This is a genomic window from Stenotrophomonas sp. 59 (assembly GCF_030291095.1).
GTDB lineage: Bacteria > Pseudomonadota > Gammaproteobacteria > Xanthomonadales > Xanthomonadaceae > Stenotrophomonas > Stenotrophomonas maltophilia_Q.
Map to the genome: position 1 here is coordinate 1957534 of NZ_CP127408.1, position 19071 is coordinate 1976604.

At 62.8% G+C, this 19071-nt stretch carries 24 protein-coding genes; all 24 read left to right on the top strand.

Annotation, left to right across the window (positions count from 1 at the left end):
• Nucleotides 1–187: 187 nt before the first annotated feature.
• Nucleotides 188–559, top strand: coding sequence for a Ref family recombination enhancement nuclease (locus QP552_RS09180; RefSeq protein WP_286075675.1), 372 nt, complete (start codon nt 188–190; stop codon nt 557–559).
• A gap of 62 nt (nt 560–621) precedes the next feature.
• Complete coding sequence (locus QP552_RS09185) at nt 622–900, top strand: RusA family crossover junction endodeoxyribonuclease (RefSeq protein WP_286075677.1); 279 nt, start codon at nt 622–624, stop codon at nt 898–900.
• Nucleotides 897–1097, top strand: coding sequence for a hypothetical protein (locus QP552_RS09190; RefSeq protein WP_286075679.1), 201 nt, complete (start codon nt 897–899; stop codon nt 1095–1097). The genes QP552_RS09185 and QP552_RS09190 overlap by 4 nt, the downstream gene beginning before the upstream one ends.
• Nucleotides 1094–1792, top strand: a complete 699-nt coding sequence (locus tag QP552_RS09195) for a hypothetical protein (protein ID WP_286075681.1) — start codon at nt 1094–1096, stop codon at nt 1790–1792. The genes QP552_RS09190 and QP552_RS09195 overlap by 4 nt, the downstream gene beginning before the upstream one ends.
• A gap of 95 nt (nt 1793–1887) precedes the next feature.
• Nucleotides 1888–2325 (top strand): lysozyme, encoded by a 438-nt coding sequence (locus QP552_RS09200; RefSeq protein WP_286075682.1) that lies wholly within the window; start codon nt 1888–1890, stop codon nt 2323–2325.
• Nucleotides 2322–2672, top strand: coding sequence for a hypothetical protein (locus tag QP552_RS09205; protein WP_286075683.1), 351 nt, complete (start codon nt 2322–2324; stop codon nt 2670–2672). Before QP552_RS09200 ends, QP552_RS09205 begins: the two co-directional genes overlap by 4 nt.
• A complete protein-coding gene (locus QP552_RS09210) occupies nt 2669–2980 on the top strand; it encodes a hypothetical protein (protein ID WP_279947757.1) in 312 nt (103 codons plus the stop codon). Before QP552_RS09205 ends, QP552_RS09210 begins: the two co-directional genes overlap by 4 nt.
• 67 nt (nt 2981–3047) lie before the next feature.
• Complete coding sequence (locus QP552_RS09215; protein WP_286075684.1) at nt 3048–3248, top strand: hypothetical protein; 201 nt, start codon at nt 3048–3050, stop codon at nt 3246–3248.
• 6 nt (nt 3249–3254) lie between these two features.
• Complete coding sequence (locus QP552_RS09220) at nt 3255–3500, top strand: hypothetical protein (RefSeq protein ID WP_286075686.1); 246 nt, start codon at nt 3255–3257, stop codon at nt 3498–3500.
• A 1-nt stretch (nt 3501) separates the two neighbouring features.
• On the top strand, nt 3502–3966 hold the full coding sequence (locus tag QP552_RS09225) for an endopeptidase (RefSeq protein WP_286075687.1): 465 nt from the start codon (nt 3502–3504) through the stop codon (nt 3964–3966).
• A gap of 1 nt (nt 3967) precedes the next feature.
• Nucleotides 3968–4351, top strand: a complete 384-nt coding sequence (locus QP552_RS09230; RefSeq protein WP_286075689.1) for a hypothetical protein — start codon at nt 3968–3970, stop codon at nt 4349–4351.
• Between the two features lie 21 nt (nt 4352–4372).
• Nucleotides 4373–4684, top strand: a complete 312-nt coding sequence (locus tag QP552_RS09235) for a hypothetical protein (RefSeq protein ID WP_286075690.1) — start codon at nt 4373–4375, stop codon at nt 4682–4684.
• On the top strand, nt 4681–5988 hold the full coding sequence (locus tag QP552_RS09240) for a phage terminase large subunit (protein WP_286075691.1): 1308 nt from the start codon (nt 4681–4683) through the stop codon (nt 5986–5988). The genes QP552_RS09235 and QP552_RS09240 overlap by 4 nt, the downstream gene beginning before the upstream one ends.
• Nucleotides 5988–8000, top strand: a complete 2013-nt coding sequence (locus QP552_RS09245; RefSeq protein WP_286075692.1) for a portal protein — start codon at nt 5988–5990, stop codon at nt 7998–8000. The genes QP552_RS09240 and QP552_RS09245 overlap by 1 nt, the downstream gene beginning before the upstream one ends.
• Before the next feature lie 39 nt (nt 8001–8039).
• On the top strand, nt 8040–8906 hold the full coding sequence (locus tag QP552_RS09250) for a hypothetical protein (protein WP_286075693.1): 867 nt from the start codon (nt 8040–8042) through the stop codon (nt 8904–8906).
• Nucleotides 8907–8924: 18 nt separating this feature from the next.
• A complete protein-coding gene (locus QP552_RS09255; protein ID WP_286075694.1) occupies nt 8925–10133 on the top strand; it encodes a P22 phage major capsid protein family protein in 1209 nt (402 codons plus the stop codon).
• A gap of 50 nt (nt 10134–10183) precedes the next feature.
• A complete protein-coding gene (locus QP552_RS09260; protein WP_286075695.1) occupies nt 10184–10378 on the top strand; it encodes a hypothetical protein in 195 nt (64 codons plus the stop codon).
• Nucleotides 10375–10788 (top strand): packaged DNA stabilization gp4 family protein, encoded by a 414-nt coding sequence (locus QP552_RS09265; protein WP_286075696.1) that lies wholly within the window; start codon nt 10375–10377, stop codon nt 10786–10788. The genes QP552_RS09260 and QP552_RS09265 overlap by 4 nt, the downstream gene beginning before the upstream one ends.
• Nucleotides 10788–13235: a packaged DNA stabilization protein gene (locus tag QP552_RS09270; RefSeq protein ID WP_286075697.1), complete on the top strand. Its 2448-nt coding sequence runs from the start codon at nt 10788–10790 to the stop codon at nt 13233–13235. Before QP552_RS09265 ends, QP552_RS09270 begins: the two co-directional genes overlap by 1 nt.
• 2 nt (nt 13236–13237) lie before the next feature.
• On the top strand, nt 13238–13465 hold the full coding sequence (locus QP552_RS09275; RefSeq protein ID WP_286075698.1) for a hypothetical protein: 228 nt from the start codon (nt 13238–13240) through the stop codon (nt 13463–13465).
• Nucleotides 13465–14022, top strand: coding sequence for a GNAT family protein (locus QP552_RS09280; protein ID WP_286075699.1), 558 nt, complete (start codon nt 13465–13467; stop codon nt 14020–14022). Before QP552_RS09275 ends, QP552_RS09280 begins: the two co-directional genes overlap by 1 nt.
• A gap of 55 nt (nt 14023–14077) precedes the next feature.
• On the top strand, nt 14078–14887 hold the full coding sequence (locus QP552_RS09285; protein ID WP_111189110.1) for a hypothetical protein: 810 nt from the start codon (nt 14078–14080) through the stop codon (nt 14885–14887).
• A complete protein-coding gene (locus QP552_RS09290) occupies nt 14887–16494 on the top strand; it encodes a D-Ala-D-Ala carboxypeptidase family metallohydrolase (protein WP_286075700.1) in 1608 nt (535 codons plus the stop codon). Before QP552_RS09285 ends, QP552_RS09290 begins: the two co-directional genes overlap by 1 nt.
• The gene (locus QP552_RS09295; protein WP_286075701.1) at nt 16494–18620 is read left to right on the top strand and encodes a hypothetical protein; all 2127 of its coding nucleotides are present in this window, start codon (nt 16494–16496) and stop codon (nt 18618–18620) included. Before QP552_RS09290 ends, QP552_RS09295 begins: the two co-directional genes overlap by 1 nt.
• Nucleotides 18621–19071 lie beyond the last annotated feature (451 nt).

The window sequence follows — 19071 nt, forward strand, 5'->3', positions numbered from 1 at the left end:
CTACCGTGGCGAAGCATCGTCTGCGTTTCGTTATCAAGGCAGACCGTGAGAGCTGTGAGAGTTGGAGATGGGTAAAGAAGAAAGGCACGACCTACACCCCAATCGCTTATAGCCCCCATACGCCTATCGATCTTCTTCGATTTTGGTGGCGAAACGACAAGGCACGCTACCGCTGGGAGCGCCGCCGATGAAGCACTCCACCGGAATGCCGACCGCAGCCGAGGCCGCACGCATCGTAGCCTGCAAGGAGGGTCTGTGCGTGGCCTGCGTCATCCGTAGCGAGCAAGAGGATGCGCCGCAGTTCTTCATGGTCCATCCGGGCTGTGACTACCACCACCTGTTGAGTGGCGGCCGGCGCATCGGCCATATGGATGGCCTGGGTCTCTGCGCTTGGCACCATCGTGGACTGGTCAACTGGGGCTGCACCCATCAGGAAATGAGGGCCCATTACGGCCCCAGCCTGATGGACGGCAGCAAGACGTTCCACGCGGCATTTGGTAGTGACGCCGATCTGCTGGAGCGCCAGAACAAGATGTTGGGCATCGGGGAGGCTGCGTGAGCCTCGTCATCCTCCCATGGCCCCCATCGGTGAACCGGTACTGGCGGACGTTCCGAGGCCGAATGCTCATCTCGGCAGAAGGTCGTACCTACCGCCAGGAGGCAGTAGCCGCGGCTGTCATTGGTTATAGGTTCGGAGCTTCGAAGGTCCGGGTAAGCATCGAAGCATGGCTGCCCGACAACCGGCGCCGGGACGTAGACAACTTGCTCAAGGCCCCCCTTGATGCCCTGTGCCACGCAGGCATCTACGAAGACGACAGCCAGATCGTGGAGCTTTCCATCAGGCGGGCAGGGCTGGACAAGGCCAATCCCCGCCTGGAAATCACGCTGGAGGCAGCATGAGCCGCGCCCAGCAGATCCGGCAGTGGCTGGCAGAGAACCCGGGGTGGCACTTCCCAGCCGATGTGGCCGAAGTAGTCCCCGCCTCGACGCAGAGAGTTGCAGCCTGCCTGAGTGAGATGGCGAGCCATCGCCAGATCGAAAGAGCAGGCAAGCGCGGAATGTTCAAGTACCGATCCAAACAGGAGAGTATCCAATGACTGACGTTCGCGAACTGCCCGCACGGCTCAACCAGCAGACCGTCAGGCTGGACACTGGCCGGGGTGGGATTCCAGAGCTGACCAATCAGGACATCGCCGCTGCGCTGGCCTTCGTCCCGGCTGGGCTGGGACGCGAGGTGTTCATCGCCTGCCACTGGCCGGATGGGGCGGCATTGAGCCGACGCAGGCTGGATGCCCTATTCAATCACCTCGCGATCACCGAGTGGCGAAAGCGGATCAACCGCGCCATCGACGCCAAGGTGACCTATGGTCTCGCCGTGGCCCTGCGGCAGTGGCAACGGGCCGAGACAGCAGAGCAGCGAGCCGAGGTCTACCGTGCCCAGGTGGCGCTGGACAAGGCCAAGGAGGAGCAATGGCCCGAGAGCTTGCCGGAGATGCTGCCGGGGCTGCTGCGGGTCATCGTGGAGGAGATCGCATGCCCGAGGAACTGCGGGACTTGCCAGGGGCGTGGCACCGTTCTGGCTGGGGAGCTGGTCAAGGCCTGCACTGACTGCGACGGCACCGGCCACACCAAGAACAGCGACGGCTGGCGGGCCAAGAAGCTGGGCAAGGATCCGTCCAACTTCCGGCGCGACTGGAAGGGCTGCTACCAGTGGCTGTTTGAGCGGGTGCGTGACGCTGAGGCCGAGGCGGCGCACCAAATGGCCGACGCTGTGAAGCGCGAGGCAGCATGAGGTCGTGACCTGACCTCGTTTTAGGTGTCATCCTACGCGCGACCAAAGTAGCCCCTGCAGAGATGTGGGGGCTTTCTTTTTGCCCGGAGGAACCCGTGTCTGCCCTTGCCTATGCCATCTCACTGATAAAGCGGTGGGAAGGGTGCGAGCTGGAGGCATACCCGGACCCCGGCACTGGCGGAGATCCCTGGACGATTGGCTACGGAGCCACCGGCCCGGGTATCTCCAAGGGGGTTAAGTGGACGCAGGCGCAGGCTGACGAGCGCCTAGCGCAGGACGTGAGCCGATTCCTCAAGGGCGTGCAGTCGGCGGTGAAGAAGCCAGCCACTGACGCCCAGATCGGGGCAATGACCAGCTTGGCCTACAACATCGGCGCCAAGGCATTCGCCAACTCCACCCTGCTGCGGAGGTTCAACGCCGGGGACGTGGCTGGCGCGGCTGCTGAGTTCACCCGATGGAACAGGGCTGGCGGTCGGGTCATGAAGGGCCTGACCAACCGGCGCCTGGACGAACAGAAGGTATTCCGGGAGTGAATGCTTTCCAGATCTTGGCGACCTGTGGGACGGCCTTGGGACTCCTGCTGACCGTCGCCCTGTCCATTGCGGGCTGGGTCATCAGTGGGCAGCGGGCCAAGATCACCGAAATAACGAGCCTGATCGGCAGCCTGCAGAAGGACATCGCCAAGGTTCACTTGACGATGGTCGAGGAATACGTAAAGGACCACGACCTGCAGTCCACGCTGGAGCGTCTGGACAAAACCCTGGACAAGATGGCGAGCAGCATCGAATCGACCGGAGCCCAGCTGCAGGCCTTGGGCCTGACGATGGCTCGGATTGAGGGCGCTAGCTCGGCATCGGCAACCAACAGGAGCGCAGGGTGAAGCCTGATGCAGATATGGCAGAGGGCGTTGGCCTGTTGCGGGGCCTCATGGGCGCACGGGTTGGGGGTGACTCCAACATCAACGTCAACCTAGTTGGCGGCAGCTCGTGGATGGTCTGGATCTCTGGAACCTGCTGCATGGTCATGCTCGCCGTTGCCCTGATGGGCGGCATGTGGCTGATCAGCGACCGCGCCGAGATCCGCGCCCAACTCCGAGAACGACGCGACGGCGAGAACGCCATCCGCGCCTACATCAACACGGGCATCCTCAAGCCCCAGAACGACAAGGACAAGAGCGATGCCGAGTGAAGAAGAGACCATCATCATTGGCGGTGGAAAGAACGCTGCCCGCTCCGGCCTGCTTCCGAGAGGTCTGATGCCGATCCGGGACACCCTCAAGCACTACAGCACCTGGGCGCTGGCCGTCCTTGTCGCCTCCCCGGACCTGTACCAGGCTGCCAACTCGCTGGGCATGCTTGCTGACGAGGCGATGCCCGAGGCCGTGAAGTGGTCCATCCGTGGCGTGGCCGGCATCGGCCTGATCGCCAAGTTCATCAGCCAGCGGAAGCCAAACTGAGGTCATATGGAAAACCAACATCGCAAGATCACGGGCTACCGTGAGCTGAGTCAGGCCGAGATCGACCTGATGAACGAGATCAAAGCCAAGGGCGCTGAGCTGCAGGCCCTGGTGGAGAAGGTCAACGACACCAACACCGTCATCGAAGGCGACAAGGGCGACTGCTATCGCTGGTCCGCTATCGCGAAAACCGACTTCCAGACTGGGCTGATGGCCCTGACCCGCGCCGTGGCGAAGCCGGAATCCTTCTGACGTGAGCATCCTGTCCCGTGTCCTGCTGGGAGCTGTACTGCTCCTGGCAGGCATCGCCGTGTGGCAGCGCGGGACAGTGGCTCAGGCAGAGCGCGCTCGGGACTACGCCCAGACGGCCAAGGCAGTCGCCGAGCAGGAACGCGACAACGCCATCGCCGTGATCGCGGTCGAGCGGCAGCGGGTCAAGCGGGCCGAGGCAGTTGCAACCCAATACGAGCAGGAGAAGGCAGATGCTGAATCGAAAGGCGCGGCTGTCGCTGATGGCCTGCGTGCTGGCAACCTCCGCCTGCAGCAGCGCTGGGCAGGCTGTGAGGCCCGAGTGTCCGACCTTGCCGCCGCCTCCGGCCAGCCTGATGGTGCCGCCGACGACCGAGCAGATAGTGCGGGCCGAATTGTTCGTGCCGCTGCCGCCTGCGACGCCCAGGTCCGTGGGCTCCAAGCCTTGGTGAGGGCTGACCGTGAGTGACATGGGCCGCGCTACCCGCAACGTGGTCAGTGGCTACAACCGAGACCGCGTGTTCCAGGCTCGCATCTATGCGCCGGAACGCCGTGCGCTGGTCACAGACTTCAATGGCGCGCTGCCTGCTGACGTGAAGATCACCAAGGCAACGTGGAACACCTGGGACAACTACCCGGCAGTGATGGCAAGCCCGTCAATCGACGCCAATGGACGTTCCTGTCAGGTCATGGTCACCGCCCAGGTAGACGGCATCTCCTGCATCCGACTGGCGGTTGACCTGGACAACGGTGAGCGATTCGTCGCCCATCACGTCATCCAGGTCCTGCCAGCCCGCTACATGCAGCCGGACAACTGGATCAACGGGCCGACGCAGTTGGTTGCTACGGCCTAACTAAAGTGGATTGAACTAGATATGGGCGCGCCAAAAGGTCGAACCAAGGCCGGAGGCCGGAAGAAGGGCACCCCCAACAAGCAAACAGCGGAGTTCCGCGAGACTGTTCGCAAGCTGCTGGAGGACAACAGCGCCAATGTCGGGCGCTGGTTGAGCCAGGTTGCCGAGGGCGATGGCACCGATAACGGGAAGCCGGACCCTGCCAAGGCTCTGGATCTGCTGTGCAAGCTGGCTGAGTACGCTGCACCGAAGCTCAACCGCACCGAGCATGTTGGCGAGGACGGTGGCCCTGTGAAGACGGTTACCACCTTCAAGCTTGCTGATCTGGAATGACTGAGCTGACCATCCGGCTGCCGCGCAAGTTGCGGCCGGTGTTCCTTGGGCGCGCTGACGTTCGCGGTGCCCACGGTGGTCGTGGCTCAGGCAAGACGCGCTCCTTCGCCAAGATGGCAGCGGTGCAAGGCATGCGCTTTGGGCAGGCCGGTATTAAGGGCCAGATACTTTGCGCTCGCCAGTTCATGAACTCTCTGGACGACTCCTCGCTGGAGGAGGTCAAGCGGGCCATTGAGGACGAGCCAGCGCTGGCTGCCTATTGGCAGGTCGGCGAGAAGTACGTGAAGAGCATCGACGGGAACGTCTGGTTCTCCTTCGCTGGTTTGGACCGCAACATCGGCTCGGTGAAGTCGAAGGGCAGGATTCTGCTGTGCTGGGTAGATGAGGCTGAGCCAGTAACCGAGCATGCCTGGAACACGCTGATCCCCACGCTGCGTGAAGAGGGCGAACAGTGGAATGCCGAGCTGTGGATCACCTGGAACCCGGCCCGTAAAACGGCGCCGGTTGAACGGTTCCGTAACTCGGGTGACCCGCTGGTCAAGGTCGTGGAGCTGAACTGGCAGGACAACCCGCGATTCCCGGCCAAGCTTGAGCGTGACCGGCAGCGCGACCTGCAGGAGCGGCCTGACCAGTACGACAACATCTGGAATGGCGGGTTCGTTGTCGCCATCTCTGGCGCCTACTTCGCCAAGTCCATCGCCGTGGCTCAGGAAGAGGGTCGCATTGGCCGTGTAGCCATCGACCCACTGATGACGCTGCGGGCCTATTGGGACATTGGCGGGACCGGCGCCAAGGCCGACGCATGCGCAATCTGGGTCGTCCAGTTCATCGGGCGTGAGGTGCGCGTCCTGCGGTACTACGAGGCCATTGGGCAGCCGCTGGCGACCCATGTGGACTGGCTGAGGCGCAACGGCTACGAGCGCGCTATGTGCGTTCTGCCCCATGACGGTGCGGCGCACGACAAGGTGTTTGCGGTCAGCTACGAGAGCGAGCTGCGCAAGGCTGGGTTTGAGGTCAAGGTGATCCCGAACATGGGCCAAGGCGCGGCGATGACCCGCATTGAGGCTGTCCGCCGACTGTTCCCGAGCATCTGGTTCCACGCGGACGGCACTGAGCCTGGGCGCGATGCGTTGGGCTGGTATCACGAGAAGCGCGACGAGGCACGAAACATCGGCTTCGGCCCCAATCACGACTGGGCCAGCCATGGCGCAGATGCCTTCGGCTTGATGGCCGTTGACTACCTCAGCACTGACCACAGCGAGCCGGACATGTCGGCCCTGGACAACTACACGACGGATTACTGATGGCCGAGAAGAAGCGGGACGATGCGCTGGCTGAAATGCTCAAGCGCAGGGATCTTGCGTCCGAAGCCTGCGTGGAGCTGTACGACAAGGCCCGCGACGACGTTCGTTTTGTGACGGTCCCGGGCGCGCAGTGGGACGAGAAGCTCAAGGCTCGGCGTGGCGATCGTCCTACCTACGAGTTCCCCAAGCTGGCCTCGCACGTGCGTCAGGTCGTGAACGAGATGCGCCAGAACCGTCCTCAGGGCAAGGTGCGCGGTACGGAAGAGGGCGATACTGGGCTGGCCGAGATCATGCAGGGCCTGTGCCGGAACATTGAGTCAGTCAGCAACGCAGATCAGGCCTACGACATCGGCTATGACTTCGCGGTCAAGGGTGGGTTCGGCGCGTGGCGTATCTGCACCGACTACCTGAACGATGAGGACTTCGAACAGGACATCTTCATCGAGCCGATCCGCAACCCGTTCGCGGTGAAGTTCGACCCTGCTGCCATTGAGATCGATCGGTCAGACGCTGGGTTCGCGTTCGTGGAGGAACTGATCTCCAAGGACGACTTCGAACGCCGCTGGCCAAACGCCAGCATCTCGGATTGGGAAGACAACCATGACTGCGTGACCTGGCGCGAGAAGAACCAGGTTCTGATCGCAGAGTATTGGTACAAGGATCCGATCAAGGTCGAGATGTGGGCGCTCTCCAACGGCGCCGTTGTCTCGGTCGAGGAGCTGGAGAGGCGCGCCAAGGATCAGGGCCAGCAGACCGACGCATTGACGCTGGAGGCGCTGCTGGCCGCTGAGGGGATTGCCGTCACCAAGCGCCGTGAGGTCGAATCGCACGTCGTGAAGATGCGGATGACCAACGGCAACGAGTGGCTTACGGAGCCCTACGAGTTCCCGTCCAAGTACATCCCGATCATCCCGTGCTGGGGCAACATCACCAACATCGATGGCGAGGATTTCTGGTATGGGATGGTCCGACAGAACAAGGACCAGCAGCGTCTTCACAACATCCACCGCACAGCTGCCATTGAGGCGGTGGCAAAGGCTCCCAAGGCTCCGTTCCTAGTCAAGCTGGGGTGGATTAAGGGACTTGAGGACAAGTGGCGGCAGGCAAACTCCGCTGATTACCCCTACCTTCCGGTGCATGACAGTGCTGACGGCATGCCACAGCGTGCGCAGCAGGCGGAAGTTCCTGCAGCCTTGATCCAGCTTGCCCAGCTGGACAATGAGGACATCAAGGCCAGCACGGGCATGTACAACCCGAGCCTGGGTGCACAGTCGTCGGAGACGAGCGGACGGGCAATCCTCGCCCGCAGCCAGCAGGGCGCCACGGCCACCTTCAACTACATCGACAACCTGGCTTACGCCATTCGTTACACCTACAAGATCCTCGTGGACATGATCCCGCGCGTGTACGACACGCCGCGAGTGGTTCGCGTCCTAGGGCCGGACGGTGGCGAGAAGTGGAAGCAGCTGTATCAGAGCGTGGTTGACCCTCGCACGGGGCAGTCGATCACCCTCAATGACCTGAGCAAGGGCAAGTACGACGTAACGATCACGGTCGGCCCGAGCTTCGCCACGCAGCGTATGGAGGCTGTTGATGCCTTCACGACACTATTGGGCCAGATGGGCCCGGGTCTGCCGCCGCCGATTGCCTCTCTGATGGCCTATTCGGCGATCAAGAACATGGACCTGCCTGGGATGGACGACGTTGACAGCGCCTTCCGCCAGATCCTGGTCAGTGGCGGCGTGCTCAAGCCGAAGGACGGCGAGGAAGCGCCAGAGCCGCAGCAGCCGGACCCGAAGATGCTGGCCGAAGCGAAGAAGGACGATGCAGACGCCGCGAGGTCGCAGGCGCAGGCCCAGCTCTACGGCGAACAGGCCATCGGTCAGGCCCTGGAGAACGCAGCCGGTATGGCGCTTCTCGGGCCTCCACCGCAGCCGCAACCCATGCAGATGAATCAACCGCCTCCGGGCGGTTTTTTTGTGCCCGAAGAAACAGGCGGCTTCCCCGTCTGACCGCATCGGCCCGGTCAGGCCGAATCCCGAGAGGAAGACATGAGCGACGAGAACAACGCCCTGGAACAGGGTGGCGGCGAAGCAGTGGCCGCAACTCAGCCGAAGAACGATGCGGAAGCGGCCCAGCTGGAGCAGTCAGCCACGCAAGAGGCTGACAAGGCGAAGGAGGCCGAGGCCAAGAAGGCTGAGGAAGAAGCTGCCAAGCGCAAGAACCGCACCAGCCAGTACATCGACCGGCTGAAGGGTGATGCCGATTCGGCACGCCGCGAGAACGCCGAGCTGCGCAAGCGCCTCGACGCCATCGAATCCCGCTTCCCCAAGCAGGAAGCCAAGCCGCCCACCTTTGAGAGCGCTGGATTCGACCCGGAAGAGCTGACCCGTCAGACGGTCCGCTATGAGGTCGATAAGGCCCGCCAGACGTGGGAAGAGCAGCAGAAATCCGAGTCTGCAGCCCGCTCGGAGCAGGAGAAGGTCCAGACGTACATGAACCGTGCGCAGGCCTTCGCGTCGCAGAACCCGGACTTCGAAGAGGTCGTTTCGGGTATCCCGATGCAGCTGCTTCCGATGGAGCTGCAGAAGGCGGTGATGGTCCACGAGCGTGGCCCTGAGATCGCCTACAAGCTCGCTTTGAACGAAGACGAGCTGTTCCAGCTGGCCTCAACCCGGCCGGAACTGATGGAGCTGGCAATCGCCCGCTACGCATCGCGCCTGGACGCAGCGCCGCCGCAGCAGGAAGCCGAACAGGCTCCCCCGGCATTCGCGCCAACCCCAACCAACAAGCCCATTTCGCAGGCGCCCGCACCGGCACCGCGCGTCAGCGGTCGCGCTCCGACGGAAATCCCGTCCGAGAAGTTGACTGATGACGAGTGGTATCGCCGCGACCGCGAGCAGCGCCGCAAGCGATAACCAATCGAGGAATACGCAATGGCAAACATCAATCAGGCGCTGACCCATCAGATGATCGCCCGCGAGGCGGCCAAGATCCTGTGGGAAGAGAACAGCGTTGTCCGCAACATCAACCTGGACCGCGAAGTCGAGTTCAGCGAGGAAGTGAACGGCTACAAGAAGGGCGACTCGGTCCGCGTCATGATCCCGCCGACCCCGGTCACCTACAGCGGTTCCAACTTCGCTGGCGGTGGCGCCGCTCCGGCCGTCAACGAAACCTCGGTCAACCTGACCGTTGACCAGCAGCTGCACGTCCCGCTGACCTTCACCGCGAAGGAGAAGAAGCTGGAGCTGAGCCGGTTCCGTGAGCGCTTCCTGCGTCCGGCCATGTCGTCGCTGAACAGCAAGATCAACCAGGTGCTGCTGGCTTCGATGGTGGCGCAGACCTCCAACGTCGTCGGCACCTGGGGCACTGTCCCGGCCACCCGTACCCCGTGGCGCAATGCGTCCTCGATGCTGGATCGCTTCCTGGCCCCGGAAGACGAGCGTTACGCGCACTTCTCGGTGGACGCCAACGATGCTCTGGCCGAGGCCAATGCGCCGCTGTTCCACACCGCCGACGAACTGCGTGGCGAGTTCAGTGAGAACGCTGTTGGAAAGTTCGCGGGCCTGGAGTTCCACAAGCAGCTGTCGCTGCCGGTCCAGACCAACGGCGCTGGTACTGGCTACACCGTCAACGCTGCAGGCCAGACCGGCACCACTCTGGCTGTCACCGCTGGCACGGGCGCGATCACTGCGGGCTCCATCATCAGCATCGCGGGCGTCAACGCGGTCCACCCGATCACCGGCGCTGACATGGGCGTGCCGCGCTATTTCCGCGTGACCGCCAACTACGCGGGCGGCGCGGGCAACGTGCAGATCTTCCCGGCCATCATCCCGACCAGTGCCAGCCAGATCGGCACCGTGACCGCTTCTCCGGCTGCTTCGGCTGCCATCACGATCTTCGGCGCCGCCTCGGCTGGCCGAGTCCAGAACCTGGTGTTCCACCGCGATGCGTTCGCCTCTGCGTTCGTCCCGCTGCCGGTCCTGGCGTCCTGCGAGGGCTACACCTCCAAGATCGGCAACGTGTCGTGCCGAGTGATGAGCTTCGGCAACGGCCTCACCGACCAGGAAAACACCCGAATCGACGTGCTGTTCGCGCTGCCCGCAGCCGTCCGTCCGGATCACTCCTGCCGCGTCACCCAGTAACGCCCAACGGGGGCGACCGTCTTGGTCGCCCCCTTCTTTTTGGAGGGCACATGGAATTCCCGAAGATGATCTATCTCGGCGGCGATCTCGCTGCTGAGTGGCGGATCGTGGCCGATGAGGCAGAGCAGGGTGCTGCAGCCAAAGAGGGGTTCTATCCCCATGGCGAAGGCAAGAAGGTCGCTACCGAGCCGGTTGCAGACGATCAGCCCAAGCGTCGTGGCCGTCCGCCGAAGGCCGCCCAATGAGCAAGGTCAGCGAGGTCATCCGCGATTCGCTGCTGCTTCTCCGCGTCGTTGACGCTGATGAGGCGCCGGAAGCCAAGGATGCAGAGGACGCTATCCGCGCTCTGAACCTGATGATGACCACGCTGGAGGCTGAGGGCCTGAGCCTTGGCTGGTCGGCGGTATCGAAGCCGGATGACGTGATGCCGGTCCTTCCGGAAGCGGAAGAGGCGATCACCTACCTGCTGGCAACGCGCCTGCGTGCCAAGTACGGCGTGGCAATGGATCCGGATGTGTTCCAGATGGCTCAGGACCTGCTGGGCAACCTCCGCGCGCAGGTCGCATCCGCCGACTACTCCCGAATTTCCTACCCGGATCTCCCTGTCGGACAGGGTCAGCCATGGGGCGCTTGGTATGAGGGGTACTACCGCTAATGCGCGCCAATCCCGTTGACCTGATCGGCGGCGTCTACAAGGACGACAGCCTGCCGTGGTCATGCCAGGACACGGTGAACTGGTTGCCGGTGATGGCCGAGGTTGGCGGCACCCGAACGGTGTCGAAGTTCTCCACGGTGCCTGGGTTGAAGCCGTATCAGCGTATCGGCGGTGGCCCGATTCGCGGCATGCACGACTGCGAGGGCCTGCGCCTGATCGTGTCGGGGCGGATCCTGTACCGCATCGGCTCGGACGGCATCGGCGTGCCGCTGGGTACGATCCCCGGCGTCGGCCGCGTCCAGATGACGCACAACCAGTTCAGCACCGGCTACCAGGTGCTGGTTGAGAACGGGCAGGGCGGGGGCGGCTACGTCTACAACACGGTAGACGGGACGTTCATCAAGATCACGGACGAGGGCTATCCGGGGTCGATTTCGTCGGACTACCTCGACTCGTTCCTGCTAGGCGTGGAGCCGCAGGGCCGCTTCTGGTTCCACTCCAATCTAGCCGATGCGACCGACTACAACACGCTGGATCGGTACGAGGCTGAGGCATCGCCTGACCGGATCATCGGCCTTGCGGTCAGCCAGTTCGAAGTGGTGGTGTTTGGTCAGCGCACTATCGAGTTCTTCTTCAACTCCGGCGCTCAGACTGGAACCTTCCAGAACCGCCGTCAGTCGATCACCCGTGGCTGCGCATCGCGCCACACCATCCAGAAGCTGGACAACACTCTGTTCTGGCTGGGTGATGACGGCGTTGTCTACCGCTTGAATGGTTACTCGCCCCAGCCTGTCTCCACACGTGCGCTGGAGAAGTCCTTTGCCGAGTCCAACTGGTCTGAGGCCATTGCCCATGTGTGGGAGGATCGCGGCCACAAGGTCTACTACCTGACCTTCCCGGACGGCCAGTCCTACGGCTACGACGTGATCACCGGCCTGTGGCACCGCCGCCAGTCCTTCGGTCTGGACCGCTGGCGCCTGAACCATACGATCAAGTGGGGTCGTGATTGGTACGGCGGCGACTACCAGAGCGGCCGCATCTGGCAGCTGGATTGGGACTATTTCCTTGAGGGTGATCAGCCCATTGTCAGCGAGCGCATCTCGGGCGTCATCGCAGACAACCAGAGTTCGCTGGTCATCCCGAATGCCGAGCTGATCTTCGACACCGGCCAAGGCCCAGGCACCACGCCAATCGTATTCCCGCCTCAGCCTACCGCACCGACGGTCACTGGCTCGGCGCCGGACGGCTTCGTCAACTTCCCATACACCTACACCTATGTCGCGACAGGTGGCACTGGCGCGCGCACGTTCTCGATCCATTCGGACACGGGCGGCGCGGTTCCGGGCGTCACCATCAACCCGACCACGGGCGTCGCCACGTTCAGCGCGGCAGCTGCAGGTACGGCTCGTTTCTACGTTCGCGCCACCGACTCTCTGGGCATCTGGGGTGAGGTCTACGACACGATCCAGATCGCGGACCGGTTGCCGTTCCTCGATATGGCGGCTGCATTCTCCGGCGTATCGGTTGCAGCATTGCATTATGACGCGCTCACCAAGATCGTTACGCGAGAGGCGTTCGCCAACGTATCCGGGGGCTCAACTGTGATGGGGGCCGCTGTTGTCGGGGACGTTTACCTTTCGGCCAATCTTGCGTCGCCATATGTCGCCGCCTGGAAGCGAAGCGGCGCAACAATGACGGCCATGGCAGCTCCAGCATCCCCGCCAACTGGTGCCGCTCAGACGATTTCGTCGTTTGGGGATGTTGTGTTCGTCGGACATTCCACTGCGCCATACATCTCGGCCTATCGAATCAACCAAACGACCGGCTTCGCCAGTAAGTTCGCAGCCCCTGCCAGTCCTCCGCCCGATACTGTGTATGGTGTGAAGATGCACCCTAGCGGCCAGTATGTTGTGGTAACCACAGCGCTGCCGCCCTATGCCATCGTCTACCGATGGGACAACACCACCGGGTTTGGAGCAAGGCTAACTTCTCCAAGTCTCAATGGCTGGTCAACTGGCATCGCATTCAACGAGTCAGGAACGCACGTCGCCATTGCGAGCTACTCAACGCCGAGTGCTCGACTTTTCCAGTGGTCTGACGGCTTTGGCGCTCCTGCTGGATCAATGCCAGAGAATGTTGGCTCTGTCGCAGTAGCGCTTTCGGATAAGGCTGGACTCTTCACTGCGGGCTCTGAAAGCGGGGGCGGAAATGCACGCGTGTACCGATGGAGTGCATCAACCGGGATCGGCGCACTTGTACCTAACCCTCCAAACTTCGTCTCCGTGGTGCGTTCCATTGCCATCTCCTCCGACGGCAATGTTGTCGCGCTGACATCCACCGGGAACGACGGTGTCGGTCTTTGTGAATGGGACAAGGACGCAGGCGTTCTGTCGTCGCCCTCCAAATATGGGGCGTCCGCTGGCATCTCCATCCAATTCAAGGCATAGCCATGGCCGACACAGATCACTTTGTAGAGGTCTGCTACAGCAAGGACGGCGGCAGGAACTGGAGCAACTGGAAGCGGCGTGACCTGGGGGCCATTGGCCGCTATGAGGAGCGCATCCGCCTGCAGCGTCTCGGCCATGGCCGCCAGTGGGTGTTCCGCATCCGTGTCTCATCGCCGCGAAAGCATGACCTCCTCGGCGCCGTATTGACCACCGAACCGACAGACGGCTAATGAAAATCTCGACCGATCCATGCTTCCTGCAGGAAGTCATGGATCACCCCGCCGTGCGTCCGTGGATTGCCCCGGATGGCGTGGATGGCCCGTTGCCGCTGTCTGCCATCTTCGATCAGGGCATCGGCATTGAGTTCGACGGTGGCGGGTTCTTCTTCCACCGCCTTGGCGACGGAGTGGTAGAGGTTCACACGATGTTCCTGCCTGGCACCAAGGGTGTGGCTGGCTTCTGTGCGCAGGCGGCGGAATACCTGTTCTGCGGGACTGAGGTCACCAAGATCGTGACCAAAGTGCCCGTGGACAACGTCCCGGCCATGCGTCTGACCGAACGCGTCGGGTTCCGCCTGGATTACATCGCCGAGAAGGCATTCCAGCGCGGCGGTGTGGCCCACGACGTGAAGCACTACAGCTGGGACATCGATCTCTGGGTACGCGGCACAGAGGGCCCTGTGTGGGCGCTCAGGCGCTGCTGCGAGCTGGGCAACAAGAACAAAGGGCTGCGGCTGGCGTATCGCTGGGCCGTGACGAACGACGACTACTCGGTATTGGAGAGCTGATATGCCTGCTGCAGGCGCAATTGTAGGAGCTGTGGGTAGCCTCGCTGGCGGAAAGATGCAGGCCGATGCGGCTGGCCGGGCTGGTGACGCGGCGACGAACGCCTCCCGTGACGCTATCAACGCCCAGGTGGCGATGTACAACCAGAGCCGAGCCGATACGCTGCCGTATCAGGTGACCGGCACTGGCGCACTGAACCTTCTGGCGCAGATGTACGGCCTTCCGACCTATTCGGCACCGATCTCGGGCGGAATCCAGATCACCCAGCCCGAACCGGCCAAGAAGAAGAAGCGAAGCCTGTTCGACAAGATCACCGACCCGGCCAACCTTGCCGGTCAGTTCGGCGGCACCAGCTACGACCCCATGGGGTTTTTCAGCAGCGGCAGCACTGGCGGCGGTGGGAGCCTCCAGTTCTCCACTGGCGGCGGAACTGGCAACGCGCTGGCAGGCGGCGGAACGCTCAATCAGGGCACCGGAACACCTGATTTCAGCATGTTCTACCAGACGCCCGACTACCTGGTTGCGCGGGATGAAGGCATCAATGCCCTCGACCGTGGTGCTTCTGCGCGCGGTGGCCTGTACTCCGGCGGTGCCGACGCCGACCGGATGACCTTCGCGTCGAACCTTGGTTCAAAGGCTTTCGGCAACTTCCAGAACAACCTTTTCCGCCTCTCTGGGCTGGGCAGCAACGCAAACAGCGAGCTGAACAACCTGGGGCAGAACACCGCAGGCCAGATCGGCAACCAGCTTGCCAACGCAGGCAACGCCCGCGCGTCGTCCTTCCTCAATCAGGGGCAGGCATGGAACAACGCGCTGGCCGGTGTCGGCGGTGCAATCGGTGACTACTGGTCCACTCGGAGGGGCTAATGGCAAATTTCTACGAGGCTTTCGCGCAGGGTCAGGCAAACGGGCTCGAGCGTCAGAAGGCGATCACCCAGCGCAATCAGCTGGCGGAACTGCAGTCCCTGGCACCGCAGGTCATGAGTGGTGATCTCAACGCAACGAGCCGCGCCTTTGCTCTCAATCCGCAGGCTGCGCAGGCCTATCAGACCGAGGGAAACCGGCAGAACCAGCAGCTTGTGGGGTTGGCAAAGACCCTCAAGCAGTACGCCGACAATCCGCAGATGCAGGCAGGCGTGTACCGCTCAGCGCTGCCGTACCTCAAGCGAAACTTTGGGGCCGAGATCCCCGATCAGTTCGACCCCGTGACCGTTATGCCCATCGTTGAGCAGGTGCTCTCGGTGGCGAACAACACGCCGAATTTCAACGGTCAGACGCCTACTGATGTGCGCTCCTTCCAGATGATGACCCAAGGCCTCAAGCCGGAGGATGTTGAGCGCGCGCGGCGGATCAACCTCGGCTTGGATGGACGTGAGTCCTCGGCTGCCATTGGCTACCAGAAGGTCAAGGGTCCAGACGGAATTGAACGTCTGGTCGCGGTGGATCCGCGCCAAATCGGCGCCCAGGTGGTCGGTGATGGAGTGGGGTATGGCTCCTTCTCGCAACCAGCGCCGGTGGCAGCCGGTGGTGGCAGCCACTTCGCCGCCTTCAGTCAGCTGGCGACCGAGTTCCCCTCTGTTTCGATGACCAGTGGTGTTCGCTCGGCTGAGCGCAATGCCCAGGTTGGCGGCCAGCCCAACAGCCAGCATCTCAGCGGGACCGCTGCTGACTATGCCGTCCCGGCCAATCAGAAGCCCGCCTTCATCTCCCGCGCCCGGCAGCTTGGCTATCAGGCCATTGATGAGGGCGATCACATTCACCTGCAGCTGCCTCGTGGTGCTGGCGGCGGTGGGCAGAATCCGTTTGCTGGCCGTCGCCCTGAGGATGAGGCCGCAGCGGTGGAGGCAGCAAAGCTTGGCGCGCAACAGCAGTTCCTCCCGCAGGAGCTGGCAATGCGTACTCAGGCAGCAATCCAGCAGGCTGGCGGCTCGGCTCAAGCGAAGGGTGAGGCTGAGGCAAGGCTGGAGGCAATTCAGGGCTTGCCCCGCGTGATGCAGGAATCCACGAATGCCATCAACCTGATCGACAAGGCTCTCAGCCACCCCGGCCTAGCGACTGCTGTTGGCGCATCTGGCCGTACCGATCCCAGGAACTACATCCCCGGGACAGACGCAACTGACTTCCGCGTCCTGCTAGATCAGATCAAGGGTGGTACGTTCTTGCAGGCCTTCCAGAGTCTCAAGGGCGGCGGCGCAATCACCGAAGTGGAAGGCACCAAGGCCGAGCAGGCAATAGCTCGACTGAACCGAGATCAGAGCGAAGCGGCGTTCCGGCAGTCGCTGCAGGATCTTCGCGACGTTGCCCAAGCCGCAATCACTCGCGCTCAGACCAAGGCCCAGGCTGCTGGCGGTGGTCAGGCACCTATACCGCCGCAGGGGGCGCCGCGCCAGATCCAGTCTGCCGCTGAGTACAACGCACTCCCGAGCGGAGCCCTGTTCATTGCGCCTGATGGCACCCAGCGGAGGAAGCGCTGATGGCAAACCCCTGGGACAACGATCCAATCGTTGAGGCCCCGGCTGCGCCTCAGATGCAGGCGCAGGGCAACCCGTGGGACGACGACCCGATCGTGGCGGATGACGGCCAAGGCTTCGATCAGGCTCCCCTGAACCTCGAGATCGTGGGCGGAACGCGCGCACCTGATGGATGGGAGTATGGCCCTGCCCGTGACCTGGCCTATGGCGCCCGCTCGGTGCTGCAGGGCGCTGGCGGCTTGCTAGGCGCTGTTGGCGGAGATGCCTTCAACAACTACGTTGCCAACCCCATCGCCCGTACTCTCGGCATGCAGGAGGCGCGTCCATATCGTGAGGAAGCCGCCGCATTGGCCGACCGTCTCGGTTTGCCTCAGGCGCAGACATCTGGCGACCGCGTGCTGGGCGATGTGGGCGAGGCGCTGACCGGAACCGGCCTGACTCTTGGAATCGGCGGCGGCATCAATGCCCTAGCCAACGCTGGGCGCGGTGCTGCCGCTCCGGCATCCAACCAACTGGCAAACTTCCTCACGGCGCAGCCAGCCATGCAGGCAGTATCGGCTGCTGGCGGTGCTGGCGCATCCTCGGTGGCCCGTGAGTCTGGCGCATCGCAGGGCAACCAGCTCCTGGCCGGTTTGGCTGGCAGCCTCGGCCCGGGTGCGCTGGCAACTGGAACTGGCGCAGCACTCCGTGGCGCCGTTCGCGGCAGCTCCGGCGAGCAGATGCGCAACACTCTGGCCGACTTTGAGCGACTTGGCGCTACTCCGTCTGTGGGGCAGGCATCGGGCAACCGGATGGTGCAGGGTGTCGAAAACCTGCTGGCAGGCGGCCCCACCAGTGCTGGCGTGATGAACCGATTTGCTACGCGCCAGGGCGAAGACATCGGCCAAGGCCTGGGCAGGCTGGCAGAAGACCTGACGCCGCGCGCCAGCGCAGAGCGGGCAGGGCGCGCTATTGAGCGCGGAACCGAGACATTTGCCAAGAACGTCAATGCCCAGAAGCGGGCGCTCTACTGGCAGGCCGACAGGTTCATCCCGGAGTCCACGCCAGTTGGCCTGAGCAACACCATGCAGACCGTGCAGAAGCTGACCACGCCGATGCCGGGCGCTGTGGAGACGACGGGCTCCCTGATCAATCCTCGCATCGCAGCCCTGCAGCAGAATCTTTCTGCCGACCTGCAGGCCGGAGGCGGCCAGATCCCGTATTCGGCGCTCAAGCGTATCCGCACCGACATTGGCGAGCAGATCAGCGATTTCTCACTGTCGCCCGAAACGCCGACCCGCGAGCTCAAGCAGCTCTATGCCTCCCTGTCGAGGGATATGGAGGCTGCGGCGCAGTCCCAGGGGCCGCAGGCGGTTGCAGCAGCCAAGCGTGCCAACAACTACACCCGGGCCGCGGCTGATCGGCTGGAGCAAGTCCAGCGCGTCATCGACAAGAACGGGGGTGGCGAGGCTATCTACAACGCCGCGATGTCGGGCACCCGGGATGGCGGCACCACTCTGCGCGCTGTGATGCAGTCGCTACCGCAGGACGGCCAGAAGGCTGTGACAAGTGCCGTTATCAAGCGCATGGGCCTCGCCAACCCTGGCGCTCAGGACGCAACTGGCGAAGCGTTCAGCGCCGCCACATTCCTGACCAACTGGAACCGCGTCAGTCCGGAGGCCAAGCGCGCATTGTTTGACAGGCATGGGCCAAGTTTCAGCCGAAGCATGGACCGTATCGCGAGCGTGGCTGACAACATCAAGAGCGGTTCTCAGGTATTCGCCAACCCGTCGGGTACTGCGAACCGTGGCGCCGCAATGAGCTATGCAATCGGTCTTCCGCTATCGATCGCTCAGGCTCCAGTAACCGGTCATTACTGGCCGGTGATTGCCACTATTGGCGGTGGCGTTGCTGCGAATGTGGCCGCACGCGCAATGACAAGTCCACTGGTAGTCAACTGGCTTGCAAACTCAACGAAGCTTCCGCTCGGCTCTATCAATGCGTCAATTCAGCAGCTTGCACGAGCGGCGGAGAAGAGTGGCGATGAGGCGGCGATGGAATACGCGGCGGCGCTAGCCAGCCAACAGCCGGAATCCACCCCAGACCAAAGCGGCAATCGTCAGCAGAACAAGCGCACCGGCACCCAATAGGAGCAGGCTGCCCTTCGCGCCCAGGCCTGGCGCGATGCTCTTTTCATGTTCCTTCTGCATCCAATCCTTCGGCTGTCCGCCGACGTTGGAGAGGTCGAACTTTTCCTTACTCATGGCCCGGGCCTGTGGATATCTGGCCCGAATCCTACCACCCAAATGTCAATGGCGCTGATCTTAGATATCCACAGGATTGCCCATCACTAAGAGGCGCTGTCTATAGCTAGCATTTACGTAGCGGTGAGCGTGATTGAGCTTACCGACCCTTAGATACGGCGAAGGGCCACCAGGTGCGAACTGGTGACCCTTCATTGATCCACACGTGTCTGCACCACGGAGGACTATGAGCAATCGTACACCCAAAACCCATGTTGGAGTTAAAGGAAACATGACGGCGAAAGGCGCTGATCGTGTGGGCCTCGTCCTGGCCTTCACGGCAATGCTAGCCGTGGCC